General features: G+C 68.5%; 28 protein-coding genes and 1 pseudogene. 6 read left to right on the plus strand and 23 right to left on the minus strand.

Features of this window, described 5'->3' with window-relative positions:
• Positions 1-44 precede the first annotated feature (44 nt).
• Both NK1_RS25350 and NK1_RS25355 read left to right on the plus strand, forming a co-directional pair.
• Positions 45-350 (plus strand): hypothetical protein, encoded by a 306-nt coding sequence (locus NK1_RS25350; protein ID WP_063012589.1) that lies wholly within the window; start codon positions 45-47, stop codon positions 348-350.
• Entirely contained in the window at positions 347-559 is a 213-nt protein-coding gene (locus tag NK1_RS25355) for a helix-turn-helix domain-containing protein (RefSeq protein ID WP_157104431.1), read from the plus strand. Before NK1_RS25350 ends, NK1_RS25355 begins: the two co-directional genes overlap by 4 nt.
• 729 nt (positions 560-1,288) lie before the next feature.
• Here NK1_RS25355 and ccsB read toward each other — a convergent pair.
• The 6 genes from ccsB to hemL form a co-directional block, all read right to left on the minus strand.
• Positions 1,289-2,281 (minus strand): c-type cytochrome biogenesis protein CcsB, encoded by a 993-nt coding sequence (gene ccsB / locus NK1_RS25360; protein WP_063012593.1) that lies wholly within the window; start codon positions 2,279-2,281, stop codon positions 1,289-1,291.
• A 2-nt stretch (positions 2,282-2,283) separates the two neighbouring features.
• The gene (gene resB / locus NK1_RS25365; RefSeq protein ID WP_063012595.1) at positions 2,284-3,987 is read right to left on the minus strand and encodes a cytochrome c biogenesis protein ResB; all 1,704 of its coding nucleotides are present in this window, start codon (positions 3,985-3,987) and stop codon (positions 2,284-2,286) included.
• 5 nt (positions 3,988-3,992) lie between these two features.
• Positions 3,993-4,844 carry a cytochrome c biogenesis CcdA family protein gene (locus NK1_RS25370; protein ID WP_245660804.1) on the minus strand — a complete coding sequence of 284 codons (852 nt, stop codon included), beginning with the start codon at positions 4,842-4,844 and terminating at the stop codon, positions 3,993-3,995.
• Entirely contained in the window at positions 4,841-5,419 is a 579-nt protein-coding gene (locus tag NK1_RS25375; protein WP_039781250.1) for a TlpA disulfide reductase family protein, read from the minus strand. Before NK1_RS25375 ends, NK1_RS25370 begins: the two co-directional genes overlap by 4 nt.
• Before the next feature lie 26 nt (positions 5,420-5,445).
• Positions 5,446-6,051 (minus strand): histidine phosphatase family protein, encoded by a 606-nt coding sequence (locus NK1_RS25380; RefSeq protein WP_051025203.1) that lies wholly within the window; start codon positions 6,049-6,051, stop codon positions 5,446-5,448.
• A gap of 200 nt (positions 6,052-6,251) precedes the next feature.
• On the minus strand, positions 6,252-7,589 hold the full coding sequence (gene hemL, locus NK1_RS25385) for a glutamate-1-semialdehyde 2,1-aminomutase (RefSeq protein WP_063012635.1): 1,338 nt from the start codon (positions 7,587-7,589) through the stop codon (positions 6,252-6,254).
• Between the two features lie 279 nt (positions 7,590-7,868).
• Between hemL and NK1_RS25390 the strand changes: the two genes are divergently transcribed.
• On the plus strand, positions 7,869-8,222 hold the full coding sequence (locus tag NK1_RS25390; RefSeq protein ID WP_245660806.1) for a hypothetical protein: 354 nt from the start codon (positions 7,869-7,871) through the stop codon (positions 8,220-8,222).
• A gap of 32 nt (positions 8,223-8,254) precedes the next feature.
• On the opposite strand, the gene NK1_RS25395 is transcribed toward NK1_RS25390, so the two are convergent.
• From NK1_RS25395 to hemB, 5 genes and pseudogenes are all read right to left on the minus strand, one after another.
• The gene (locus NK1_RS25395; protein WP_063012599.1) at positions 8,255-8,590 is read right to left on the minus strand and encodes a hypothetical protein; all 336 of its coding nucleotides are present in this window, start codon (positions 8,588-8,590) and stop codon (positions 8,255-8,257) included.
• Between the two features lie 81 nt (positions 8,591-8,671).
• On the minus strand, positions 8,672-8,911 hold the full coding sequence (locus tag NK1_RS25400) for a hypothetical protein (RefSeq protein ID WP_143860068.1): 240 nt from the start codon (positions 8,909-8,911) through the stop codon (positions 8,672-8,674).
• A gap of 110 nt (positions 8,912-9,021) precedes the next feature.
• Positions 9,022-9,537, minus strand: a pseudogene (gene mce1N / locus NK1_RS25405) (transport-regulating membrane protein Mce1N); the annotation flags it as partial.
• Between the two features lie 385 nt (positions 9,538-9,922).
• Positions 9,923-10,426 (minus strand): hypothetical protein, encoded by a 504-nt coding sequence (locus NK1_RS25410; protein ID WP_063012601.1) that lies wholly within the window; start codon positions 10,424-10,426, stop codon positions 9,923-9,925.
• A gap of 11 nt (positions 10,427-10,437) precedes the next feature.
• Positions 10,438-11,415, minus strand: coding sequence for a porphobilinogen synthase (hemB, locus tag NK1_RS25415; RefSeq protein WP_063012637.1), 978 nt, complete (start codon positions 11,413-11,415; stop codon positions 10,438-10,440).
• Positions 11,416-11,744: 329 nt separating this feature from the next.
• Here hemB and NK1_RS25420 point away from each other — a divergent pair, with 329 nt between their 5' ends.
• Positions 11,745-12,014, plus strand: a complete 270-nt coding sequence (locus NK1_RS25420; RefSeq protein WP_063012603.1) for a hypothetical protein — start codon at positions 11,745-11,747, stop codon at positions 12,012-12,014.
• Positions 12,015-12,032: 18 nt separating this feature from the next.
• Here the strand turns inward: NK1_RS25420 and NK1_RS25425 are convergent, their stop codons facing one another.
• The 4 genes from NK1_RS25425 to NK1_RS25440 form a co-directional block, all read right to left on the minus strand.
• The gene (locus NK1_RS25425; protein WP_063012606.1) at positions 12,033-13,595 is read right to left on the minus strand and encodes a bifunctional uroporphyrinogen-III C-methyltransferase/uroporphyrinogen-III synthase; all 1,563 of its coding nucleotides are present in this window, start codon (positions 13,593-13,595) and stop codon (positions 12,033-12,035) included.
• On the minus strand, positions 13,592-14,596 hold the full coding sequence (gene hemC / locus NK1_RS25430; RefSeq protein WP_063012639.1) for a hydroxymethylbilane synthase: 1,005 nt from the start codon (positions 14,594-14,596) through the stop codon (positions 13,592-13,594). The genes NK1_RS25425 and hemC overlap by 4 nt, the downstream gene beginning before the upstream one ends.
• 62 nt (positions 14,597-14,658) lie before the next feature.
• The gene (locus tag NK1_RS25435) at positions 14,659-16,047 is read right to left on the minus strand and encodes a glutamyl-tRNA reductase (RefSeq protein ID WP_063012608.1); all 1,389 of its coding nucleotides are present in this window, start codon (positions 16,045-16,047) and stop codon (positions 14,659-14,661) included.
• On the minus strand, positions 16,044-16,919 hold the full coding sequence (locus NK1_RS25440) for a redox-sensing transcriptional repressor Rex (protein WP_063012641.1): 876 nt from the start codon (positions 16,917-16,919) through the stop codon (positions 16,044-16,046). Before NK1_RS25440 ends, NK1_RS25435 begins: the two co-directional genes overlap by 4 nt.
• A 351-nt stretch (positions 16,920-17,270) precedes the next feature.
• Here NK1_RS25440 and NK1_RS25445 point away from each other — a divergent pair, with 351 nt between their 5' ends.
• Entirely contained in the window at positions 17,271-17,531 is a 261-nt protein-coding gene (locus tag NK1_RS25445; protein WP_063012610.1) for a glutaredoxin family protein, read from the plus strand.
• An 81-nt stretch (positions 17,532-17,612) separates the two neighbouring features.
• A complete protein-coding gene (locus NK1_RS25450) occupies positions 17,613-18,650 on the plus strand; it encodes an HAD family hydrolase (RefSeq protein ID WP_369974802.1) in 1,038 nt (345 codons plus the stop codon).
• 48 nt (positions 18,651-18,698) lie between these two features.
• Here the strand turns inward: NK1_RS25450 and NK1_RS25455 are convergent, their stop codons facing one another.
• The 8 genes from NK1_RS25455 to NK1_RS35835 form a co-directional block, all read right to left on the minus strand.
• Entirely contained in the window at positions 18,699-19,709 is a 1,011-nt protein-coding gene (locus NK1_RS25455; protein ID WP_063012611.1) for a lysophospholipid acyltransferase family protein, read from the minus strand.
• Positions 19,706-20,788: an NAD-dependent epimerase/dehydratase family protein gene (locus tag NK1_RS25460; protein ID WP_063012612.1), complete on the minus strand. Its 1,083-nt coding sequence runs from the start codon at positions 20,786-20,788 to the stop codon at positions 19,706-19,708. Before NK1_RS25460 ends, NK1_RS25455 begins: the two co-directional genes overlap by 4 nt.
• Before the next feature lie 193 nt (positions 20,789-20,981).
• Positions 20,982-21,083, minus strand: coding sequence for a 30S ribosomal protein bS22 (locus NK1_RS33995; RefSeq protein WP_003402602.1), 102 nt, complete (start codon positions 21,081-21,083; stop codon positions 20,982-20,984).
• A gap of 230 nt (positions 21,084-21,313) precedes the next feature.
• Positions 21,314-21,541, minus strand: a complete 228-nt coding sequence (locus NK1_RS25465) for a helix-turn-helix domain-containing protein (protein ID WP_030516190.1) — start codon at positions 21,539-21,541, stop codon at positions 21,314-21,316.
• A 167-nt stretch (positions 21,542-21,708) separates the two neighbouring features.
• On the minus strand, positions 21,709-22,527 hold the full coding sequence (proC, locus tag NK1_RS25470; protein ID WP_036506000.1) for a pyrroline-5-carboxylate reductase: 819 nt from the start codon (positions 22,525-22,527) through the stop codon (positions 21,709-21,711).
• A gap of 72 nt (positions 22,528-22,599) precedes the next feature.
• Complete coding sequence (locus NK1_RS25475) at positions 22,600-23,430, minus strand: thioesterase family protein (protein WP_063012643.1); 831 nt, start codon at positions 23,428-23,430, stop codon at positions 22,600-22,602.
• A 193-nt stretch (positions 23,431-23,623) separates the two neighbouring features.
• The gene (locus tag NK1_RS25480; protein WP_063012645.1) at positions 23,624-24,487 is read right to left on the minus strand and encodes a sugar phosphate isomerase/epimerase family protein; all 864 of its coding nucleotides are present in this window, start codon (positions 24,485-24,487) and stop codon (positions 23,624-23,626) included.
• A gap of 50 nt (positions 24,488-24,537) precedes the next feature.
• The coding region (locus tag NK1_RS35835) for an Rv0497 family membrane protein (protein ID WP_501193605.1) at positions 24,538-25,316 on the minus strand (779 nt) is incomplete at its 5' end.

Consider the following 25,316-nt stretch of genomic DNA (forward strand, 5'->3'; position numbering starts at 1 on the left):
CCTACCTGCGCCGAATCTGACATACACAGACAGGAGGGGTAGGGATGAGAACACGTCCGACAGCGCTGGCTTGGATCGACCCGGAGGTCAGCACCGCGCCGAACTGGGATGCGGCACAGGTGAAACGGCTGGCCCGCCACCTCGGTTACACGCTGCTCTGGCCGGCGCCGCATCGGACGATTCCACTGCTCGACCAGATCCGCACGGCCGACGTGGATGCGATCGTCATGCCCACACCGGCCCATCTCGACGCCCGCACCCTCGACCAGATCATGCACCTCGCGGACGTCGAAACCGCTTGCCCTCGCCTGTCTTTCGCACGATGGCACGCCTCCGGAGCCCGCGCGTGAATCCGACCGAGCGCGCCGTCCTGCGCACACTCGCGCCCGGCGGGCTCCTGACCACCGCCCAACTGCAACGAGCCACGGCGCACACCACGCGAAGCATTCGTAACGCGCTGGCCCGCCTGCACGCGCGCGGCCTGATCGTCCCGAGCCGGGACCGCTGCCGTTGGCAACTGAGCCCGCGTGGTCGCGCGGTCGCGGCAACGATCCGGTGATCGGCCTGCTGATCGCCGCGGGAATTCCGACGACCGTATTGCTCTGGGCCGCATGCTGTCCGACTCGTACGGGCGAAACCTTGTTGAGGCACCCGCACTCGGCAGACGATCTCCACCGCACCGGACCGTCATCAACGGTGACGCCATCGGATGCCCCGCAGACCGGGATGAAACCCGGCCCACCGCGCGGGTGCCGGGCCTCACCGAACCCCGGCGAGGCGACCCATCCGGAAAGATCCACGATGCGGTGACCGGCCCCGCCCACCGGCGAATGTCGTCGGCGCGGCGCGACAGTAGGCAGCGGGAGGAGGCAGTGCCCCACCCGCTGGGCGGCTCAGACCACTGAAGTGGGGCACCGGTTCATCCCCTAGCAACGAAGGCCGACGTATCCGCTCCAGATGAAGGGCAACCTTCGCGCGATCACAGTAACCGGTTCCAACCCTCCGGTTGAATCGCATTAATGCGATTGCAATGAAACTTGCCACATCCTTAACCAGACATAACCGTCGGCGCAGGCAGTGCCGGTGCCGCGCGTTTACGCAGGTTGACGCGCTACCGACACTCAGCGACGCCTAACCGAGAACATCGCTGCACCACCGCGGGCAGCCAGGTCGCAATATTGCGCATCAGGCTCACTGCCGACTCACGCTGCCAGTGATCCCCCATGCGGAGTGGATACCCGAGGACCCGAGAGAGGCACTCGAGCCGCGGCCGAACAGCCGCCGAATCTCAGTTGAGACCCGCGTAGGAGTGCAACCCACTCACCACGATGTTGATGATGAACAAGTTGAACAGCATCGCGACGAAGCCGGCCACGTTGATCCACGCGGCCTTGGTTTCGCGCCAGCCGGAGGTCGCACGGGCGTGCAGGTAGGCGGCGTAGATGACCCAGGCGATGAAGGAGACGGTTTCCTTCGGGTCCCAGCCCCAGAAGCGGCCCCACGCGCTTTCGGCCCAGATGGCGCCGAGGATGATGCCGGTGCCGAAGAGGGGGAAGGCCACGACCGTCGTGCGGTAGGCGAGGCGGTCGAGGGTGCGGGCGTCGGGCAGGCGGCGGGCGAGGGCGCCGAGCGGGTTGCTCGATTCCTGGCCCTCCGGCTGGTTCATGCGCAGCAGGAACAGCAGGCTCGCCACACCGGAGAGCATGAAGATGCCGCTGCCGATGCTGACGATGGTGACGTGGATCGGCAGCCAGTACGACTTCAGCGCCGGAACCACGGGCGCGGCGTCGGCGTAGAGCACCTGACCGGCCAGGAACATCAGGATCAGCACCGGGACCAGCAGGAAGACCCACATCGCGCGGTACCGGCGGTCGTGGATGAAGACCAGGCCGGTGACCATCGCGGCCGCGGTCGCCATGGTGATGAACTCGTACATGTTGCCGAGCGGGAATCGGTGGGTCGCGAAGCCGCGCAACACGATCGAGGCCAGATGCAGGCCGATCGCGACGAAGACGACCGCGAACGCCATATTGCCGAGCCGCTCCGCCAGCGAACGCTTCGGCGCGGGCTCCAGCTTGCCGGGCACGAGCGGCCGGTCGGCGCTCACGCCACCGGAGGCACCGACGCCGACCAGTTCGCGCTCACGCTCCTGGGCGCTGGTCACCTTCTTCTTCGCGGAGGCGTACTGCACGATCAGCATCGCCAGCACCAGCAGGTAGACGACGAACGCCGTCTTGAAGGCGAGATTGCTGTAACCGGCGAGTGTCTCGTCGATCGGCATGTTCACTCTCCCGTGCTCTCGGTCCGGGCGACCGGGCGCTGATCCGTGGGGCTGCCGGTGTCGGTGCGGTCGGAGCCGAGCAGCCGCGTCAGCAAGCGGTCGAACTCGCCGCCCCAGCGCGCCTGGTCGGTGCGGGCCAGCCCACCCATTTCTACTACAGTACGTCGTTCACCGGAACCGCCCTCGTCCGGGCCTTCCGGATAGGCGCGCAACCAGATCCGCCGCCGCTTGACCACCAGCGAGACCAGCAGACCGGCCATCATCGTCAGCGCGCACACCAGCACCCAGCTCTGCGCCGGATCGTGGGAGACCTGCAGGTTCGCGTATTGCTGCGCGCCGTCGAAGGTGACCTTGGTGCCGTCGGCCAGCGTCGCCGATTCACCGGGCCGCAGATTGACGCGCTGCTGCTTGGTCAGCCGGCCCTGTTTGATCATCTCCGGATCGAGCGAGAACAGCGACTGCGCGCGCCCGGTGTCGAGTCCGGTTTCGCCGCGATAGATGTCGATCGCCACCGCCGGATCGGTCAGTCCCGGATATGAGGAGGTCAGCAGGCTGCCGTGCATCAGCGCGGTAGGGGCGAACAGGCCCTCGATCGCGATCTGGTTCTTGCGCCGCTCGTCCTCGCTGCCGTACATACCGCCCGGCGGGTCGAATCGCATCACACCGCTGGACAGGAAGGTGGCGCCGTCGTCGGGCCGCCACTGGATGGTCTCGGTGCGCTTCTGCCCGTTCGGATAGGTGACGGTGAAGGTCGGCGCGTAGCCGTGTCCCTGCAGGTAGACGCGGTCGCCGGCGACGCGCAGCGGATGGTTGACCTGGATGGTGGTGTCACGCCAGGTGTCGGTCGCCAGATCCTCGCCGGTCTGATACGAGATGTCGGCGGTGAACATCTCGGCCTGCCCGTTGGGCAGGTAGTCGGCCTTGAAATCCTTGACGCGCACGCAGACCGGGGTCAGCCCGGTGCCGTCGTTGACCCGCCCGGCCTTGAACGAATCGAAGACCGCCGGCGAGGTGGTGCAGAATCCGGGACCGCCGTCGGCGACGACGATCACGTTGCCCTCGTAGCCGAACAGCTTGCCCGCCGCGATCGCGACCAGCAGGCCGACCAGGGCCAGGTGGAAGACCAGATTGCCGAGCTCGCGCAGATATCCCTTCTCCGCGGAGAGCGTCACCTCACCGGGACGGCCGTTGCGCACGGCGGATTCGTCCCGCACCACTGTGCGCCAGCCGCGCAGCCCGCGCCGCGCCTGCTCGATCGCCTCGGCGGGGGTGTCGTCGGTGGTGGTCGCGGCGTGATGCGGCAGCCGGACCAGGTTGCGCGGCACCATGACCGGCGGTGTGCGCAGCGCCTTGTAGTGGTCGAAGACGCGCGGCACGATGCAGCCGACCAGCGAGACGAACAGCAGGGCGTAGATCGCGGTGAACCAGAAGCTGGAGAACACGTCGAACAGCTGCAGCCGGTCCATCCACGGACCGAGGGTGCCGCGATCGGCGATGTACTTGTCGACCTTCTGCGGGTTGAGACTGCGCTGCGGCAGCAACGCCCCCGGAATCGCCGCCAGCGCCAGCAGGAACAGCAGCATCAGCGCGGTGCGCATACTGGTCAATCCGCGCCAGGCGTTGCGCAGCAGTGCGAACGCGCGGCGCGGCAGCGACTGGCGCGGCGGCTTCGCGGCGGTGGACGGGGGCGTCATCGTGGCAGTCATGGGGCTCAGATCGGCAGGGTTACCTGGGAGACGAAAACATTGCGGATCCATCCGACGAACTGATCCCACATCCCGGTGACCAGTGCGACGCCGACCACGACGAGCAGTACGCCGCCGATGATCTGGATGGTGCGCGAATTGCGCCGGAGCCAGCCGACTCCGCGCAACGCGGTGGCCGACCCGAACGCGAGAATCACGAACGGCAGGCCGAGACCGAGGCAGTACGCCACGATGAGCACGACCCCGCGAGCGGCCGTCGCCCCCTCGGTACCGGCGGATACGGCCATCACGCCGGACAGCGTCGGACCCAGGCACGGCGTCCAGCCGAGGGCGAACACCGCGCCCAGCAGCGGTGCGCCGACGATTCCGGTGAGCCGGCGCGGATGCATTCTGGTGTCGCGCTGCAACATCGGCACCAGGCCGAGGAACACCAGACCCATCACGATCGTCACCACGCCGCCGATGCGTTGCAGCAGTTCACGATTGACGTTCAGGGTCTGGATGACCCCGAAGACCGTGGCCGAGGCCAGCACGAACACCACGGTGAAGCCGGCGACGAAGAGTCCGGCCGCGCCCGCCACGCGCATCCGCCCGGGGCGCAGCGCGACGGCCGCGCTCTTGCCCTGGGCCTCGCCGACGGTGACCGGCGGCGCTTCGGCGCCCACGAGCCCGGCCAGATACGACAGATAACCCGGCACCAGCGGCACCACGCACGGCGACGCGAACGAGACCAGCCCGGCGAGCAGGCAGGCGCCCAAGGCCAGCAGCAGCGGCCCGGTGGCCGCGGTCTGCTGGAACGATTCGCCGATCGAAGCCAATGCCGGGGAAGCCGATGCCGGCGAGGCCAGAGCCGTCACTGCCGGCCCTCCTGCGCGACCTGATTCACCACCGGCAGCAGATCCTCGGCCAGCAACGACCGCAGGAAGACCGCGGCGACGCGATGCTGCCGATCCAGCACCAGCGTGGTGGGGATGACGCTGGTGGGGAATTTGCCGCCGAGCGCCAGCAGGCTGCGCATCTCGGGGTCGTAGATGGACGGATAGCCGACGTGATTGTCGGTCACGAAGTCGCGCGCCTTGTCCTGCTGCGGATCACGCACATTGATCCCCAGGAAGGCGACGCCCTTGTCCTTGGACTGTTCGTAGACCTGTTCCAGCGCGGGCGCTTCCGCGCGGCACGGCCCACACCACTGGCCCCAGAGGTTCAGCACGACGACCTGATTCGGGAAGTCGTCGACCGAGACGGTCTTGCCGGTGAGCAGATTCGGTCCCGAGAGGTGGCCGATCGTGCCGCGTGCGGCGGGTGGGTCGTAGCGGATGTCGGTCTTCCCACCGGGTGAGACGAAATCGAAGGTGCCGCCCTGGGCGACCGCGTCGTTACCCGACGAACAACCGGCCAGCGCGGCGACGACCGCCACGCAGGCCAGCAGCATCGGCAGCAGACGCCGGACCGCCCCGCTCACGCCCCGGTCACCCTGGGATCCGAGCCGCCGGACGGCTCGGAGTAGACGATGTCGATCAACGTATCGCCTTGGTACACAAGTGAAGTCAGCGAAGCCAGCGAGCACTGCCGCTGCCGCGGATCGTGCCACAGCCGCTTGCCCTCCAGGAAGCGACGCAACGTCCACACCGGCAACTGATGCGATACCACCACGGCCTCGTGCCCGGCCGCCTCCACCCGCGCCTTGTTCACGGCGGCGAGCATGCGATGCGCGATCTGCAGATACGGTTCCCCCCACGACGGGGTGAACGGATCGCGCAGCTTCCACCAGTGCCGCGGCTTGCGCAGTGCGCCGTCGCCGACCGACACCCGCAGGCCCTCGAAGGTGTTACCGGCCTCGATGAGGTTGTCGTCGGTGCGCACGATCAGCCCGTGCTGTCCGGCGATCGGCGCGGCGGTCTCCTGGGCGCGCTGCAGCGGCGAGGCGACGACCAGGGCGATGTCGTGGTCGGCGAGGGTGCGCGCGACCGTCGCCGCCTGCGAACGGCCGGTCACCGAGAGACTGAAGCCGGGCAGGCGGCCGTAGAGGATGCCCTTGGGGTTGTGCACCTCGCCGTGGCGCATCACGTGCACGATCGTCTCGGTATCCGAGGCGACATCACCGGGGAGTGAGGGAACCTTGCCGGCATCTGTTCCAGAGCCGGGCACGGGCGCCTGCGACGATTCGGTGTCCCCGCTCGCCGGGGCCGCACCGGACGACGCCGGTTCTTCGTGCGAGGGGGATTCTGTTGCGGCAGTGACGGATTCGAGCTGATCTGAGTCGCTCACGCGCGGGATCCTTCGGGTGTGGCGGCCGCGGCTGCCGCGGCGGCGGCGGGCAGTGCGGCAGCGATACGGTCGAATGCGTCCTCGTCGAGGGCGGCCGAGACGAACCAGGCCTCGAACGGGCTCGGCGGCGCGTAGACGCCACGCTCCAGCAGCGCGTGGAAGAAGGCCGGGAAACGCCAGGTGGCGGTGGCCTTGGCGGTGGCGTAGTCGGTAACCGGACCCTCGGCGAAGAACACGCTCACCATATTGCCCGCGAATTGCACGGTGTGCGGGACCCCCGCGGTGGTCAGAGCCTCGGTGATCAGGGATCCGAGTCGTTCGGCGTTGCGGTCGAGGGCCGCGTAGACGTCCGCGTCGGCGGCGCGCAGCGTGGCCAGCCCGGCCGCCACTGCCACCGGATTACCCGAGAGCGTGCCCGCCTGATACACCGGTCCGATCGGCGCGAGGTGATCCATGACCTCGGCGCGGCCACCGAAGGCCGCGGCCGGGAGTCCGCCGCTCATCACCTTGCCGAAGGTGTACAGATCGCCGGCCACCGGATCGCGGCCGTACCAGCCCGCGGCGCTGACGCGGAAGCCGGTCATCACCTCGTCCATGATCAGCAGGGCGCCGTGTTCGCTGGTCAGCTCGCGCAGGCCGGCGTTGAAACCGGGCAGCGGCGGGACCGCGCCCATATTGCCGGCGGCCGCCTCGGTGATCACGGCGGCGATCTGGCCCGGATATTCGGCGAAGGCCGTGGCGACGGCTTCGAGGTCGTTGTAGGGCAATACGAGGGTGTCGGAGGCCTGCGCCCCGGTCACACCCGGCGAGGTGGGCAGACCCAGAGTGGCGACGCCGGAACCGGCATCGGCCAGCAACGCGTCGACATGGCCGTGATAGCAGCCCGCGAACTTGACGATCTTGCTGCGCCCGGTGAATCCGCGCGCCAGCCGCACCGCGCTCATGGTGGCCTCGGTGCCGGAGTTCACCAGCCGCACCCGCTGCACCGGATCGACCCGCGCGGCGATCGCCTCGGCCAGCTCGATCTCGGCCTCGGTCGGCGCGCCGAAGGACAGCCCGCTGGTGGCTGCCCGCTGCACCGCGTCCACGACGGCCGGGTGCGCATGTCCGAGGATCATCGGTCCCCAGGAACACACCAGGTCCACATACTCGTTGCCGTCGGCGTCGGTGAGCGTGTACCCGCGCGCCGAAGCGATGAATCGCGGGGTGCCGCCGACCGAATTGAAGGCCCGCACAGGCGAGTTCACACCGCCGGGGATGATCGCGGCGGCGCGTTCGAAGAGTCGGGCGGAGACCGGCACGTTTACCTGGGTCGCGCGCGGAGAAGAACTCACGACCACCAGTGTCGCAGCCCCCGCCGGAGCGGTCGACGACAGGGTGTAGTGGGGTGAGCCACCCCACAGGACGGGCCGGTGCATTGTACTCTCGCTCGCCCGACCAGCGGTTTGCCGAGAATTTCCTCACATTCGCCCGTCGGCGCCCGCAGCGCAACACGCGGCGTAAATTTCCTGCCATAAGGGTTGTGGCCTGGTTGCCCATGCGTAACCTCGTACCCACCATCACGCTCACCGCCGGGAGGGTCCATGCGTAAAGCAATATTCGGGTTAGCCCTGTTGACAACCCTCGCCGGCTCCGTCGCGGCAGCGACCCAGGCCGCCGCGGTGACGCCGGTCGTCCAGCCCGAACAGCAGCGCGCCGGAGTCATCCTCACCCACGACGAGACCGCCGCGCTCGGCGACGGGCCGATTCCCGCACTGGTCACGATGGTCGTCCCGGAGAGCCGGATCGGGGCGGGCCTGAAGCCGGACACCCAGCTCTATCACGATCAGAACGGCAACGTGCACGCCTCACTGCGACAGGTGATCGAGGAGGCGGCGAGCCATCCGGACGGCAGCGTCGTGGTGATGGCGAACGTGCCCGGATCGCACGGCACGCGCCTGCTCGACGTCTTCCAGCAGTGGCACTGACCGAAGGTCTTCGACCCCGGCGCGGCGGCGGGTCAGGGCACCGGCACGCCCAGGCACAGCAGCGCATACCCCGTGGACAGCAGGCAATTCAGCGGCGTGGGAAGCAGATCCAGCAGTGAGGAAACCTGCCCGGCGCGCGGCGACACGGCAGTGGCGGCCACCGAATCGGCGACACCCGCGGCGGCTCGGCTCTGCGCGCCGGATACCTGCGGGCCGGCCGGCTCCACGGTAACCGCCGAAGTGCGTGCGGCCGAAGGACTTTCAGGCGAGGCGGCGGCCACGGCCACCGGGGCCATACCGATCGCCGCGGCCGCGAGAATCGTGAACGAGGATTTCCGCACTGCTCGGGTGCGCGTCATGGTGCTCATTTACCTGCAATACCCACAACACTCGATCCGCTATCGGGCGACGCGCAGCGAAAACGGGTGCGGCTGTGGGAAACAGACGTTTCAGCGCGGACGCACCGCGCACCGCACCACCAGATCGATCGCCGCGAGCCCCGCGGCGGCGACCAGTACCGTGGCCAGCGCCAGCCACGGACCGGCGTAGTGAGTGGATTCGAAGGCAGGCTGATCTCCCACCGCCGCGAACCAGGTCCGGTGCACCCCGTGCCGCCAGATGGGCACGGCGGCCACCGCGCAGGCCACGACCAGCACCAGATCGAGCAGGATCCACAGCCGGCGCATCACGCGACATCCTCCTTGCCCTCGGACCCCACGTCGCCCTGGCTGTCAGAACCGGACGCCACCACCGAATTCTCCGCATCGTCCGCGCTCGCCGCGAGCACGGCCGCGGACTCCTTCGCCGGAGAGTCCGCGGAATCCTTCGCCGCGGGAGCCGATTCCTCGGCGAGCCGCTCGAGTGCGGCGCTCAACTCGGCGCGCAACTGCTGATGATCGCGCGCCCAGGCCTGCACCATGGCGCCGTCGCGCAATTTCAGGCCGATGCCGCGGCGACGGCGCGGCACTCCGGTCAGTTCACCCAGTGCGCGGGCCGACTCCCAGGGATCGTCGTCCCACGATTCCTCGTCGTGTTCGGGAAACACCCGCGCGATCGACTCCAGCGGCAGCGTTTCGGTGCCCTCGCGCAGCGCGGAGTCGGTGAGTTCGACGCTGACGTGGCGTTTTCCCGCGACGACCTGCAGAGTCACGAATCCGGCGAGCAGAATCGCGCAGAAGGTGAGACCGAACCAGTGCACCGGGCCGCGCCGCAGCGCGAGTTCCAGGATCAGCACCAGCAGGCAGAGCAGCGGGCCGTAGGCGACCGTTCGCCAGCGGGCGCCGGGCTCGCTGAACAGCACGGAATCCGGCCGCACCGCGGCGGTGGGTTGGGCGTCGCTCACGCAAGACCTCCGAATACGACGCGCGTGCCGGACCGAGCGGGTGGCGGCGGAGTCAGCCGACCTTCCCCGGGAGCAGCAGTCCGGCGAGGGTGAGCAGTGCGAGAAGCAGCAGCAGTCCCATCACCAGAACATCGCGTCGAATGCTTTGTCGCTGCTGAATCACCACGCGCATCGATGTCTCCGATCCACCGAAGCCATCCGTGCTGCGCTTTCATCGCGGTGACCGATCGATGGGACCACCGACCGAAAAACCACATCCGAAGAGCAACGCACAACCAACGACTTTCAGTTCCCGAGCTATCTGTGACAACCCTCACCATACATCCCGGTCGGCACGCGACAAATTCGGCCTCGCGTCTCAGTGGCCGTCGGCTCGGAAGTAAGCCTCGGATTCCTTTCTGCGGCAGAGGAATACGGCTCCGCAAGCCAGGACCGCCTGTAATATCGCCGCGGCCCCGATCAGCACCGCCGGGCCGCCCACGACCGCACCGAGTCCGAACATCGACCCGACGGCGCCGAGCACCAGCACCACGGTCGCCACATCGGCAACCGTGCGCGCCCACAGTCGCCCGCGACCGAGCTCGTGCACCACGGCCACCGCGCCGATCCCCAGGGCCAGGCCGTAGGTGAGCACCAGCACCTCGAGAATCGAGACCACGAGCTCCATCTGCGCAACGCTGAAGTCGGGCCGCTCGCCGTGCAGCTGGTCGTAGAAGTCCTGGGCGACCTGACGGCGATTGCCGAGACGGTCGACCGCGCCGAGGATCAGGCGCAACACCCCGAGCGCGACGACGGCCCACCACAGCTGGCAGGCGGTGCGCACATCTTCGGGTCTGGTTCGGATGCCGGGCTCGGCCGGCATTGTCGCAGGATTCACGACAGCCAGTGCGCGGCCTCGGTGGCCCAGTAGGTCAGCACGATATCCGCGCCCGCCCGGCGGATGCCGAGAAGCGATTCGAGGATGGCGCCGCGGCGGTCGATCCACCCGCGTTCGGCGGCGGCCGTGATCATCGCGTACTCGCCGGAGATCTGATACGCCGCGACCGGAACCGGCGAATGATCGGCGACGTCGCGCAGGATGTCGAGATACGACATGGCCGGTTTGACCATCACGATGTCGGCGCCCTCGGCCAGGTCCAGCTCGAGTTCGCGCAGCGATTCGCGCCGATTCGCGGCATCCTGCTGATAGGTGCGTCGATCGCCCTGTAGCGACGAGCCGACGGCCTCCCGGAACGGGCCGTAGAACGCCGAGGCGTATTTGGCCGCGTAGGCGAGGATCCCGGTATCGATGTGACCGGCGGCATCCAGGCCCGCGCGGATCGCGCCGACCTGGCCGTCCATCATGCCGCTGGTGCCCAGCAGTTCGGCGCCGGCCTCGGCCTGGGCCAGCGCCATCTCGACGTAACGGTCCAGGGTCGCGTCGTTGTCGACGGAGCCGTCGCCGGCCAGCACCCCGCAGTGCCCGTGATCGGTGAATTCGTCCAGACAGGTGTCGGCCATCACGACGGTGTCGCCGCCGACCTCCTCGGTCAGCGCGCGCAGGCCGCGGTTGAGAATGCCGTCCGGGGCACTGGCCTGGCTGCCCACCGCGTCCTTGTCCTCCGGACGCGGTACGCCGAACAGCATGAGGCCGCCGACGCCCGCGCCGACCGCCTCCGCCGCGGCCTTGCGCAGCGAATCCATCGAATGCTGGTACACGCCGGGCATCGAGCTGATCTCGCGCGGTTCGGCCAGTCCGTCGGCGACGAACATCGGCAGTACCAATTGCCTTGGTTCCAAGGTGGTTTCGGCGACGAGGCGACGCATCGCGGGGGTACGACGCAACCGCCGCGGGCGGTCCATTCCGGTCATAAACGCACGATACGCCGCGCGGAAGCCCGGCTCCCAGGCACCTCCCGGCCGGTTGGCGCGGATCACAGCCGGCAAATTCCGGGCGACGAGCGGGCGATCCGGCCGCGCGCCGAAACCCGTTGCGGGGCCCGGTTTTTGTCGGTGCCCTCCGGTAGAATCGAAGATGTGTTCGAGGGGATTCGTCAACAGTCGAACCGGCACCGGTAGCGCGCTACTGCCCACGGCGCACGACCGATCGATCGGCGGTGGGACGGACTGCCCATATCCGTCCCGCCTTCGATTCGGCGCACCGACGACCCGGCGAATCTCCATCCGAGGGGAGGATTCTCATGCCCACCGCACCGACGATCATCGATCCCTACGCGCCGTTGCTGAAACAGCCTCTACCGGCCGGACGGCCGCGCTCCTGGTACGTCATGCACAACCGCAGGCTGAAGGCCATGCGACTGGCCATCGCCCTGCTCGACTCCGGCGTCTACCGCGCCAACCTCGCCGACAACCAGACCATCCGGCGCACCGCCGAGGTCGTCGGCATTCGGCCGCCCTCGAACAAGACCTGCAGCCTCGTCCGCGACCTCATGCGCGTACGCCGGGTGTGAGGGTCTTTCGCTCAGCCGCTAGCGGCTGCGGCGGCTCTTCTTGCGCGGCGGGGGCAGCAGGCCCTCGGCGCGCAGGTGGGCGGCGTGTTCGGCCAGGGCGTCGACCAGCGGGCCGACCTGGGCGATCTCGGGCTGCACATCCACGCGCAAACCGAATTCGATGGCCGTTTCGGCGGTTTTGGGGCCGATACAGGCAACGATGGTGCGCGCGTGCGGCTTTCCGGCGATACCGACCAGATTCCGGACCGTGGACGAGGAGGTGAACAGCACGGCGTCGAAGCCGCCGGTCTTGATCATCTCCCGCGTTTCGGCCGGCGGCGGCGAGGCCCGCACGGTGCGGTACGCGGTGACATCGTCGATCTCCCAACCGCGGTCGCGCAGGCCTTCGGCCAGCGTTTCGGTGGCGATATCGGCGCGCGGCAGCAGCACCCGGTTGACCGGATCGAAAACATCGTCGTAGGGCGGGAAGTCGGCCAGCAGACCCTCCGAAGACTGCTCACCGCTGGGCACCAGCTCGGGATTGATACCGAACGAGCGCACCTTGTCGGCGGTCGCCTCACCGACGCAGGCGATCTTCACACCGGAGAAAGCCCGTGCGTCCAAACCGAATTCGCCGAACTTCTCCCACACCGCGCGCACGGCGTTGGTGGAGGTGAACACCACCCACTGGTAGCGACCGTCGACCAGGCCCTTGACCGCGCGTTCCATCTGCGCGGGGCTGCGCGGCGGCTCGACGGCGATGGTCGGAACTTCCATGGGGATGGCGCCGTGCATGACGAGCTTCTCGCTCATCTCACCGGCCTGCTCCTTGGTGCGCGGCACCAGCACGGTCCAGCCGTACAGCGCCCGCGACTCCCACCACGACATCTTGGAGCGCTTCTCGACCTCCTTGCCGACCGTGACCACGAGCGGTCCGACCAGCTCCGAGGCGGCGGAGTTCAGGGTGGCCAGCGTCGCCTCGATGGTGCGCTGCTGCCGGGTGGTGCCACGCACGGTCACCGCCACCGGGGTCTGCGGCGCGAGGCCGTGCTCGACCAGCGCGCTCGCGGTCTCGGCCAGGTGGCCGGAGGTGGCGTGCAGCACCAGCGGGCCGGGGGCGGCGGCGACGGAGGCCCAGTCGACCTCGCCGCGCACGTCGACCTCGGTGTGCGAGGAGCCGAGCGCGATGCCGGCGTACGCCGGAACCGTGGTCGCCGACGGCAGCCCGGGCAGCACCTCGAAGTTCAGATGCGACCGGGTGACGGCGTTGACCTCGGAGATCACCGAATCGGTGGTCATCGGGTCGCCGGAGACCAGCCGCACCACATCGTGTCCGGCGCGGGCCTCGTGGACCAGCGTCTTCGCGACCTCGGCCGGCTCGCCCAGCGCGGGGCGCACGTCGACGGCGGATTCCCCGTCGGGCCCCGGCTCGACGGCGGTGCCGATCATGGCCAGCACGCCCTTGTCGACATCGGGATCGGTGAACGCCAGGCGCGCTCGTCCCAGCACCTCGCGGGCGCGGACCGTGAGCAGCGCCGGGTCACCAGGACCCGACCCGACGAACAGAATCCGACCGGGATGCTTCTTGGTGGCTCGGCTCATGGCTTGTTCTCCATCGGGCTGGGATTGGTGAAGTCGGACGCGCCGGCGGATACCTCGCCGGCCAGCAGGTCGCGCGCCCCCAGCTCCAGGAGCTCACGCGCCAGATCGCGGCCCAACTGCTCTGCGTTCGCGAGCGAGCCGACCGCGGAGGCCCGGATGACATCCGAGCCGTCGATCGCCGCCGCGCCGCCGCGCAGCGACAGTTCCTCCACCACGCGGCCCTCGTCGTCGAGCGATTCGACGACTTCGGCGAGCGCACCGACCGGCGCCGTGCAACCGGCTTCCAGTTCGGCGAGCAGCGCGCGTTCGGCGACGACCGTGGCGCGACTGCCCGGATCGTCGAGGGTGGACAGGATGCTGACGAGATCGCTTTCCTCGCTGCGGCATTCGACCGCGAGCGCGCCCTGAGCCGGTGCCGGCAACATCTGCACGGGCTCGAGGGCCTCGGTGACCGAACCGAGCCGGTCCACGCGGGACAGCCCTGCCCGCGCGACCACCACGGCGTCGAGTTCGCCCTCGGCGACCTTACGAAGTCTGGTGTCGATATTGCCGCGCAACGGCACGATCTCGAGACCGAGTCCGAGTGCGCGCAACTGAGCGGCACGCCGTGGCGCGGAGGTGCCGACCCGGGATCCGGCGGGTAGTTCGCCCAGCACCAGGCCGTCCCGGGCGACCAGCGCGTCACGCGGATCCTCGCGCGGCGGGATCGCGGCGATGGTGAAGCGCGGGTCCGGCGCGGTGGGCAGATCCTTGTAGGAGTGCACCGCGATGTCGACGGTCCCGGCGGCCAGTTCCTCGCGCAGCGCGGCGGTGAACACCCCGACACCGATCTTCTCGACCGGGTCGGACGACTGGTCGCCCGCCGTCTTCACGATCACCAATTCGGCGTGCTGCCCGGAGGCGATCAGCGCGTCGCGCACGGTGCCGGCCTGGGTCAGTGCCAGCACGCTGCCGCGGGTGCCGATCCGCCACGGGGCGTCCGTGGTGCCACGTCGCGTCATGTTGTGCTCCTGCGTGTCGACCCCGGTGGCCGCGCCCCCGAATGCGGTGGCCGTATCAGCGCTCACTGCGGATGCCCCTGTTCGTCTCCGAGATGGCTCGTGGTGAAGTCGTCGGCCAGTTCGCCGCCGAGGGTGGCGATTTCCATCGGCGCCGCAACAGCTTGTGCCGCACCGGGTTTCAATTCGAACAATTCGCGCAGCGCCTCGGCGTAGCTGCCGCCGCCGGGCACCGAGGCCAGCTGCTTGACCCGGACCGTGGGCGCGTGCAGCAATTTGTCGACCACCCGGCGCACCGTGCGGGCCACCTCTTCGCGCTGCGGATCACCGAGATCGGGCAGTTTGGATTCCAGCCGCATGAGTTCCGCCTCGACCACCTCGGCCGCGCGCTGGCGCAGTGCCGCGACGGTCGGGGTCACCTCGGCCATCCGCTGGCCGGACAGATATTTGGCGAGCTCCTCGGCGACCAGGGCGCGGGCGGCGCTGGTGTCGTCGGCCGCCGCACCCGCCGCCGGATCGCGCTGCAGCGTCTCCATGTCGATGACGGTGACATCGGGCAGTCCGGCCACCGCGGGATCCACATCGCGCGGCAGTCCCAGGTCGCAGATCACCATCTGATGTCCGGCGCGGGAGACGTTGAGTGCGCGGTGGGCGTCGGCCAGGCTCACCACCGAACCGACCGCGCCGGTGCTGGTGATCACGATGTCGGCATCGGCCATGGCGTTCACCAGGTTGGACAGCTCCATCGCGGTCGCCGGTGCGCCGTGCATGGTGGTCGCGGTGTGGGCCAGCCGCTGGGCACGCTCGAGCGTGCGGTTGACCACGATGATTCTGCCGATACCGGCCCGTGCCAGATGGGCCACCGACAGCCCGCCCATCGCGCCCGCACCGACCACGACCGCGGTGCGCCCGGCCAGATCACCGAGCACGTTCGCGGCGCGATCCAGTGCGACCGACACCACCGAGGCGCCCGCGCGGTCGATCCCGGTCTCCGAATGCACCCGCTTGCCGACCCGCAGCGCGTGCTGGGCCAATTCGTGCAGGGTGCGCCCGGCGGCCTGCTGGGCATCGGCGGCGGCGTAGGCCGAACGGATCTGGCTGAGCACCTGCTGCTCGCCGACGACCATCGAATCCAGGCCGCTGGCCACCGCGAACAGATGTTCGGCCGCCGCCTCGCTGTAGCGCACGTAGGCGTGTTTGGTCAGTTCGGGCAGCGGCAGATCGGAATGCTTGGCCAGCAGGTCGCCGACCTCGGCGAGCCCGCCGTGGAAGGCGTCGACCACGGCGTAGATCTCGACGCGGTTGCAGGTGGAGACGATCATCGCCTCGGAGATGTGCTGGGAGGCCAGCATGCGATCGGTCAGCTTGGGCCGGTCCTCCTCGGTGACCGCGACCTTCTCCAGCACCGCGACGGGAGCGCTGCGATGCGAAATTCCGACGAGAAGCACGCTCATGGTGCGACCACCGATCCCTTGCTGGTTGGCTCCGTTGCCGAATGCGAGGTTGTCTTGCGGGGTGCGGGCTGGTGGGCCGCGCGTCCGGCCATCCGCCGCCCGATCGGGGTGGACACCGCGTGCACGGTCTCCCCCGCGGCGACGCGCTCGGTCGCCGCCGACTCGGCGGCCTCGAGTTCCGCGCTGCGAGCACGCTCGAACGACAGCATCTGCAGTTCGACGGCGAGGTCGACGCGGCGGACCTCCACGGTGGCCGGAACCGCGAGGTTCACCGGCGAGAAGCTGAGAATGCACTGCACCCCGGCGGCGACGAGTTCGTCGCAGACGCCCTGGGCCGCGGCATCGGGAACGGTGACGACGGCGATCGTGGGGGCGAGTTCGGCGACCGCGGCCCGCAGCCGGGCGGTGTCGAGCACCCGCAGCCCGGCGACCGAGGCGCCGATCACCGCGGGATCGCTGTCGAAGATGCCGACCATGGTGAAACCGCGCCGCGAGAATCCGCCGTAACCGGCCAGGGCCCGGCCCAGATTTCCGGCGCCGACCAGGATCACGCGATGGCCGTCGGCCAGGCCGAGAACGTCCTCGATGCGGTTGCGCAACTTGGCCACGTCGTAGCCGACGCCGCGAACCCCGTTGGGGCCGAGGAAGGATAGATCCTTGCGAAGCTTCGCCGAACCGACACCCGCCGCGACAGCCAGTTCTTCACTCGATACGATGAGCACACCCTCGTCGGCCAGGACGGCGAGCACTCGGAGGTAGGTGGCCAAGCGGGTCACCGTCGCCTGCGGGATGTCCTTGTTGATGGATTTGCCGGAAACGCTGTTCAGAGCTCTGCCGGAGACGCCACCTGGCGTCTCATGCTGCTCTGTCACGTCGTTCGGCTCCTCGTCCGGCCGGGGGGTAGTGTCCGGGTTTCGCTTGGTCCGCCGCCGATACCGGGCACAGGCATCGGTATCGGATCGGTATTGATACACGGGGTGCGGTTGCGTCCGCCGCCAGAAGCAGGCGGGTCGCGTGTCACCACCGTAACCGCTTGTGAAGCCCTGCACAAAGTCGGTGAATTCAGTCACTCTCCACTCGCCGGCTTCACGAATGCCTGCTCACATTCAACCGCCGTGGCACGGGCTTCGGTGCAGGCACGCCGGACCGGCGATTTCGTCTCGCGAATCCGGCGATTCGCGGCTAATCGCAGGTCTGTCGGCACCGTGGCATTTAATGGCGATATGAGTACTGCCACGCATTCGGTGACTTTGCTGACCCGCGAGGGCTGCGGTATGTGCACGGTCGCACTGACGCAACTGCGCGCCATCTGCGCGGACTTCGGGCTGGAACCGGCGACCGTCGATGTGGACGCGGCGGCGGCCACCGACCCGTCGCTGCGGGCCGAGTTCGGCGACCGGCTGCCGGTGGTGCTGCTCGACGGCCGGGAACACAGCTACTTCGACGTCGACGAACCGCGATTGCGGGCCGATCTGAGTCACTGAGCACACATCGCCGAGCAGCCATCGAGACAACGCTGTGCTCGGCTAATGTTGGAGTGTTCGCGCGAACAGGCGGAGGTACTGGTGCCGGAACGATCGAAAGATGCGAGGACGGGCTTCATCGCGGGCAGGTTCGGCGAATTCCCGGCGCGCTGGGGGCAGGGTCTGTCGGACCAGCTCACACGGATCGCGCGCAGCCCGTTCGGGCCCAGTGAGGAGGAGGTGCGCGCCAACCTCGCCGGTGAGGCCAGCGCCGACGCCGCCCTCGCACTGCACGACGCGGAATTGGCCGAAACCTTTGGCGCCGAATCCGATTCGGAATTACCGCCGCATGCGCGCCCGCCCCGCGACCTGACCGCGGCGGCATTTTTCGACGTGGACAACACGATGGTGCAGGGCGCCTCGATCGTGCACTTCGCGCGCGGCCTGGCGGCGCGGAAATATTTCAAGACTTCCGACCTCGTCGATATGGCCTGGAAGCAGGTGAAATTCCGGGTCACCGGCAAGGAAAGCCAGGGCGATATGGCCAGCGGCAAGGAAAAAGCGCTGTCATTCATCGCCGGCCGCTCGACCGCCGAACTCGCCGCACTCGGCGAGGAAATCTACGACGAAATCATCGCCGACAAGATCTGGCCCGGCACCCGCGCGCTGGCGCAAATGCATCTGGACGCCGGGCAGCAGGTGTGGCTGGTCACCGCGACGCCGGTGGAACTCGCACAGGTCATCGCGAAACGCCTCGGGCTGACCGGCGCACTGGGCACGGTCGCCGAAAGTGTGGACGGCGTCTTCACCGGACGGCTGGTCGGCGATATTCTGCACGGCCTCGGTAAAGCGCATGCGGTGCGCACCCTGGCCATTCGCGAGGGTCTCAATCTCAAACGCTGCACGGCCTATTCCGACAGCCACAACGACGTGCCGATGCTCTCGCTGGCCGGTACCGCGGTGGCGATCAACCCGGATTCGGACCTGCGCGAGGTCGCCAAGAACCGCGGCTGGGAGATTCGCGATTTCCGCACCGGCCGCAAGGCCGCCAAGATCGGCGTGCCCACCGCATTGGCGCTGGGTGCGGCCGGTGGCGCGGCGGCCGCCGTGCTCACCCGCAAGCGCGAACAACACGGCTGAGCCTCCTCGCCGCAGCGAGGAGGCTCGGTCTCTTCGGCTCGGCTTCGGTCAGCCGGTGAAGGGGTTGCGCCGCTTGGTGAGCAGCTTGTACAGCGTCTGCTGAATGGTTTCGCGGACCTGATCGGTGACCTCGAACATCGTCATCGGATCGTCGGCCGCCTCGGCCGCGTAATCCTCGGTCGCGATGGGCTTGCCGAATTCGATGGTCCACTTCGACGGCAACGGAATCGCACCCAGCGGTCCCAGATGCGGAAATGTCGGCGTCACCGGGAAATACGGCAAACCGAGCAGCCGCGCCAACGGCTTGATATCGGCGAGTTTCGGATAGATCTCCTCGGACCCGACGATCGAGCACGGAATGATCGGCACACCGGTTTTCACCGCCGCCGAAACGAATCCGCCGCGGCCGAAGCGCTGCAACTTGTAGCGCTCCGCATACGGCTTGCCGATGCCCTTGAAACCCTCGGGGAACACCCCCGCGACCTCGCCCGAGCGCAGCAGCCGTTCGGCGTCGGCCGGGCAGGCGAGGGTGTGGCCGGCCTTGCGGGCCAGCCCGCCGACCACCGGCATCTCGAACACCAGATCGGCGGCCAGCAATCGCAGCGACCGATGGGCGGGATGCCGATCGTGCACCGCCAACTGCAGCATCAGCGCGTCCAGTGCCACCACGCCGGCGTGGTTGGAGACGACCAGCGCACCACCGGAGGACGGAATGTTCTCGATGCCGTTGACGTCCACCCGGAACCACAGATCCGACAGCGGTCGCAGTGTCGGCAGGATGACCGATTGGAGCAGATGTTCGTCGCGCCCGAACTCGTCGACCTGATAGTCCCCGGTGAGGCGGCGGCGGGCGAAATCGGCGGTATTGCGAATACCGTCCGCCACCGCGCCCCGCACCAGATCACCCAGCGAGCGCGGCGGCGCCGATTCGGCCAGCCGCTCGGTCAACGAGGTCACCGGCTGCAGGGCCGACTCGCCGGGCCAGCGCCGCGATGCCGGGCGCTGCCGGGCCTCGAAATCCGTCTCGTGCAGGTGAATGACTTTGGCCACGTCGTTCATCGATGTGCTCCCGTCCCGGCCCCGACGAGGCCGAGGAGTCTGTTTTCTGCAGCGTCGATCCAGCGCGGATCGATGACGGGCCGCAACGCTGCGCCCCCGATGAAGTCGTCGAACGCCTGCACCGTCGTCCAGCGCGGTGCGAAGCCGAGTTCGGTACGCATTCTCGTGGTGTCCAATCCACAGCCGAAGTGGAAGTAATCGATCTGCTCGGTGGTGAACTCACGCATCACCGGGCCCATGAACGACCGGCCGACCGTCTGGAAAATACTCATCGGCACCGGTAGTTCGACGCGACCCGCGCGACGGATGGCCTGCGACAACGCCAGCGACCCGTCCCCGGCGACGTTGAACGTGCCGCCCGGTGCGGAATGCGCCGCATGCGCCAGCGCCGCGATCGCGTCCTCTTCGTGCAACAGCTGCATACGGGGGTCGCGACCGAAGATCGTCGGCGTGATCGGGGAGCGAAAATACTGCACACCCCGGCCCGCCAGGCGCGGCCCCACAATCGGTGGAAATCGAAGGATTGCCGCGGCGATATCCGGACGCCGGCGCGCCATTCCGCGGACGAATCCCTCGACCTCGATCATGTCGCGCGCGAACCAGCCCTTCGGTGGTGTGCGCGCGCTCATTTCCTCGGTGAATTTCGCCGGATCCTTAGGACCACAACCGTACACCGCCGAGGAGGACCGGAGCACGACGCGGCGCACGCTGGGCGCCTTCTGACAGACCGCCATCAGCTGCATGGCGCCGAAGACGTTGTAATCCTTCATCGCCGCGCGGCCGCCGCCGGCGGGCGGGCGGGAGAGCACGGAGGGGTGCACCACGGTGTCGACGTTGTTTCCGTCGATCACCTTGCGGATCAACGGATTTCGGATATCGGCGCGGACGAACTCGGCGCGACCCATCCGGCGCAGCAGATCGCGGCTGGGCAACCGGGCATCGACGGCGATGACGCGTTCGATCGTGGGATCGGCCGCCAGCCGAGTGACGACATTGCCGCCGAAGAAGCGGCTCGCGCCGGTGACGAGGACAACTGTGGGCGGCTGGTCATTGCGGCCAGCCGTACGCCCGTCCCGCATATCTGAACCCACGCCGAATCCCACCTGTGCACCCCTGCTTTGGCTAGTTCCGTCAACCAGAGTAGCGGCTGTTACGGAGGTGGCCGACAGTATTTACCAGGATCTAACGATGACTTCAGTCACCGGAAACAAATGCTGAAGCCCGCCACCTGAAACGGTGGCGGGCTTTCAGCTAATTTCCAGCGTGTAAGACTTACTTGCCGAGTTTGCGACGCTGCACGCGCGTACGGCGAAGCAGCTTGCGGTGCTTCTTCTTCGACATCCGCTTACGGCGCTTCTTGATCACAGAACCCATAGGGTTGTTCCTCGCGTTCTCTCTCTACCCTCGGCACGCACGCCGGTTACGTACGCCCATCTTCCGGTTCGCTCGGCGGCCGCCTGGCAACCAGTGTTCAGCTCCCGACCTGACCCAGATCGGCAGCGGGTAACACAACGGTGGTTCATCGTACCGGGCCAACCCACGGCGAACGAAACGGGCACCGATGTGCCCGGTCGCCGACACCGCCGACCGGCGTTCCCACGTCGCTACCCGGCGTCGAAGTACGACGTCTGCAGGTAGTCGTGTACCGCCTTGGCGTGTACCCGGAACGATCGACCGACTCTGACAGCGGGTAGTTCTCCCGAGTGAACCAGCCGATACACCGTCATCTTGGAAACCCGCATCAGATTCGCCACCTCGGCAACGGTGAGGAACTGTGTTCCTCCACCGCCGATGACAGGACCGGAACTCGCAGAGCTGTTTCCAGACATCATTGCGCCACTGACCTCCGGCACGTCCGCGCCGCCGGCTTCCCCACCGGCGGAACAGACACGCACGTGCTCCCTCGAGCTTAGCGTGACCAGTGGGATTGCTGCGACGGGTGGGAGAAATAGCAGTGTCACCAGCGGATGTCACGTCACACCCGGCGGCCACCGCGCGGTTACTCGCCGGTCGCTCCCTGTTCGACCGAGCGGCGCTTGGCCGCGTGCAACGCCTCCCAGAATGCCGAACGCACGCCGCCGCGCTCGAGCTCGCGCACGGCCGCCGCGGTCGTCCCCGCCGGCGAGGTCACGGCGGCACGCAACTCCGCGGCATCCTGGCCGGATTCCTCCAGCAGCGCCGCCGAGCCGAGCATGGTCTGCACCACCAGTTCGGTGGCCACGTCCCGGGTCAGCCCGAGGCCGACACCGGCCTCCACCATGGCCTCGACCACCAGGAAGAAGTACGCGGGCCCGGAGCCGGACACCGCGGTCACCGCGTCCATCTGGCTCTCGGCGACGGTGACGACCCGGCCGACCGCGCCCAGCAGTTCCGAGACCGTATCCAGCTCGGCCGATTTGGCGTGACGGCCGGCCGCGATCGCGCTCATACCCTGGCCGACCAGCATCGGAGTGTTCGGCATGACCCGCACCACCGGGAATCCGGCGGGCAACTTCGACTCCACCCGGGCGGTGGTCACGCCGGCCGCGAGCGACACCAGGATCTGATCGCGGTCGTTGTCGAGTTCGAGTTTGCCGAGTTCGGTCAGCACGGCGTCGACATCGTGCGGCTTCACCGCGACCACCAGCACATCCGCGCCCGCCGCGGCCTCGGCCAGACTGTCGGTGACCCGGATGCCGAACCGCTCGCTCAACACCTGCGCGCGTGCCGTCACCGTCTCGACCACGACCAGATCCTTACCCGGTCGCCCGGCCTCGAGCAGCCCGGCAATCAACGCCTCGCCGATCCGTCCGCCACCGATCACCGCAATTCTCGTCATGAGGCCCAAGGCTATCCGTGCGTGGCGAGCGATGCGGGGCAGGGGCGATCAGGAAGCCTGCGAGGCAGCGAATCAGCGCGGCAGGGGAATCAGCGCGAGCTGGCGGGTCTGCGCCACCACCGCGCCCGTGCTGTCGAGCACCAGCTGATCCTCGTCGAACATGCGCTCACCGATCTCGTGGGCGGTCGCGATGACCCGCAGCCACCCCGGCGCGGGCCGCCGCCGCAGGTAGGTGGTGAGCTGCACGGTCGGAGCCCAGCCGAACCGGCCCATATTCATCGGCACCGGCGGGCTCATATCGCCTGCCATCATGGCGAAATAGGCGGCGACATCCGGATCGCTGCCGTCCCCGGCGCGTGGACGGATCCACAGCCGCAGCCGCGGCTCGCCCTGCTCGCCGGACAGGAACCGCGCCCAGGACGGATCGATCGCCACCGACGCGCCCCGTGCGACGTTCACCAACCGGCCCATCGGAGAATCCGGCGCGTCGTATCCCAGGGCGTCGGCCGGCGGCTCCGGCGGCATATCCGCCACGGTCTCGCGCCGGTAGGCCGGTTCGGCGTCGTCGAGGTGACCGAAGGTGAACGCCGAATGCACCAGCGTGCGCCCACCCTGGACCAGATCGGCGTCGACCAGGCAGATCTGGCGGCCGGTCTTGCGGATACGGACCTCGTACTCCACCTCGCCGGGATCGGGGGCGCCGAGGAAATCGGTGCTCGCCGCGATCGGGAACATCTCGGCCAGATCGGGGTGCGTGGTGCGCAACCGGGTGGTGGCGGCGGCCGCCGACGAGGCGATCATGGTGCCGCCGTGCAGTTTCTTGCCGATCGTCCACACCGGATCGATGACGCCGCGATAGCGCGCGAGTTCCGCGGAAGCCTCCACCTCGGTCACCGCGCACACCCGGCTGAACGGTGCGTCGTCCACCTCCGGTCGTACCGTCTCGACCGCCAGTTCCGTCACCCGCCCGCTCCTCTCCGTGGGCCCAGCCGGTTCCGACCCGGCTCGTACACCGTATAAGTCTGCCGGAAGGTCGCTCGATTCCCTACCGGGTGTGACGAAGCTGTACGGGCCGGGCTGTACCTGGCGGGGCCGATCACCGCTGCCGGGTCGGTTCCCGCCCGGGCGCCGGCTGCAGATTGTTCAGATGGGTGCGGGCGAACCGCAGCGACCGCCCCAGCATCGCCGCGCGGTCGGCGGTGGTCCGTGCGTTCTGGGTGTTCACCTCGATCACGGCATGCCCATGGAAACCGTTGCGCACCAATGCTTCACACACTTCCACACAGGGCTGTGCACCCTCGCCGGGGATCAGGTGTTCGTCGTGTGCGGCGCCGCGCCCGTCGGCCAGGTGCAAATGCGCCAGACCGCTGCCCATGCGGTCGGCCAATGTCAGGGCGTCCATTCCGGCGGTCGCGGTGTGCGACAGATCCAGCGTGTAGTGCCGGAAGCCGGTGTCGGTCGGATCGTAGGACGGACTGAACGCGGTGACGGAAAGTCCCGGTCCGCCACGGCGTTCCAGCCGGCGCGCCGAGCCGGAGCGGCGCCCGAACAGCGTGTCGGCGCGCATGGGGAACATGTTCTCCACCGCGACCACGACCGGACTGCTGTCCTCGAGTTCGCCCACCTGCTGCGCGAAGCCCTCCGCATAGCGCCGCTGCCAGCGGAACGGCGGATGCACCACCACGGTCGCCGCCCCCAGCGCCTCCGCGGCCCGCACACTGCGTTCGAGCTTGGCCACCGGGTCGGCGCCCCACACCCGCTGCGAAATGAGCAGACAGGGCGCGTGCACCGCCAGCACGGGCACCGAGTACCGGCGCACATACGACTGCACGGTGGCGATGTTCTGGCTGGCCGGTTCGGCCCAGACCATCAATTCCACGCCGTCGTAACCCAAGTCGGCGGCGTACCGGAACGCCGCCTCGGTGTTCTCCGGATAGACCGACGCCGTCGACAATCCCACCTGAACGGTGGTCCCCACCTGACCGCTGTACCCCACTTGCTGCTCCCTGCTCAGTTCGTGCTGAGAAGAAAGGCTAGCGGTCCGAGCGTCACGAAGATGCCCACAACGACCGCGATCACCGTGCTGAGGATGTCGTCGGTGCGGCGCAGCACCCGAACCAGCGCGACCAGACCGAGGATCACGACCATCGCCAGCACCAGGGCCACGAACGGCATGATGTCCCACATCTGCTCGAAGCCCTTGAACAGCAACATTCCCGCGACCGCCGCACCGACGGCCTGGCCGCCCAGGAAGATCCACTGCCGGCGATTCAGGTCCTCGACCGATCCACGGCGCGGAGCCGGCCGGCTCAGCTGCGGCAGTTTGTCGCGCAGCGAGAATCCGCGCGCCGAGAATCCACGCGGCGCGGCCCGGCGACGGCGCGGGGTGGCCTCGATCTCCTCGTCGTCGAGCAGATCGTCGTCGTAGTCGTCCTCGGGCTCGTCGAGTTCGACCGGTGCGTAGAACTCGGTGCGCGCCTCGGCCGGATCGAGCAGATCGATGACCCCGCGGCGCGGCCCGCGATCCCGGCGCGCCGCGGCTTCGCGTCGCTCCTCACGGGCTCCGGCGTCGCGCAGCAGATCTCCGGCAACGGTCTGCCCGGACAGCAGCGGCTGCTCGGAAGCGGCCAGCGACCATCCCGGCGACCGATCCTCGGCCGGCTCGTCCTCGTGGCCGCCCGGCCCGGATTCGTCGAAATCACGGGGAGCCGAAACCGGAGCACCCGGCCGCCGCCGGGCCGACCACGCGGGGAGACCCCGGCCCGGGTCGGCGCCGTTGCGACCGCCCG

This window comes from Nocardia kruczakiae NBRC 101016 (assembly GCF_001612965.1).
Lineage (GTDB): Bacteria > Actinomycetota > Actinomycetes > Mycobacteriales > Mycobacteriaceae > Nocardia > Nocardia kruczakiae.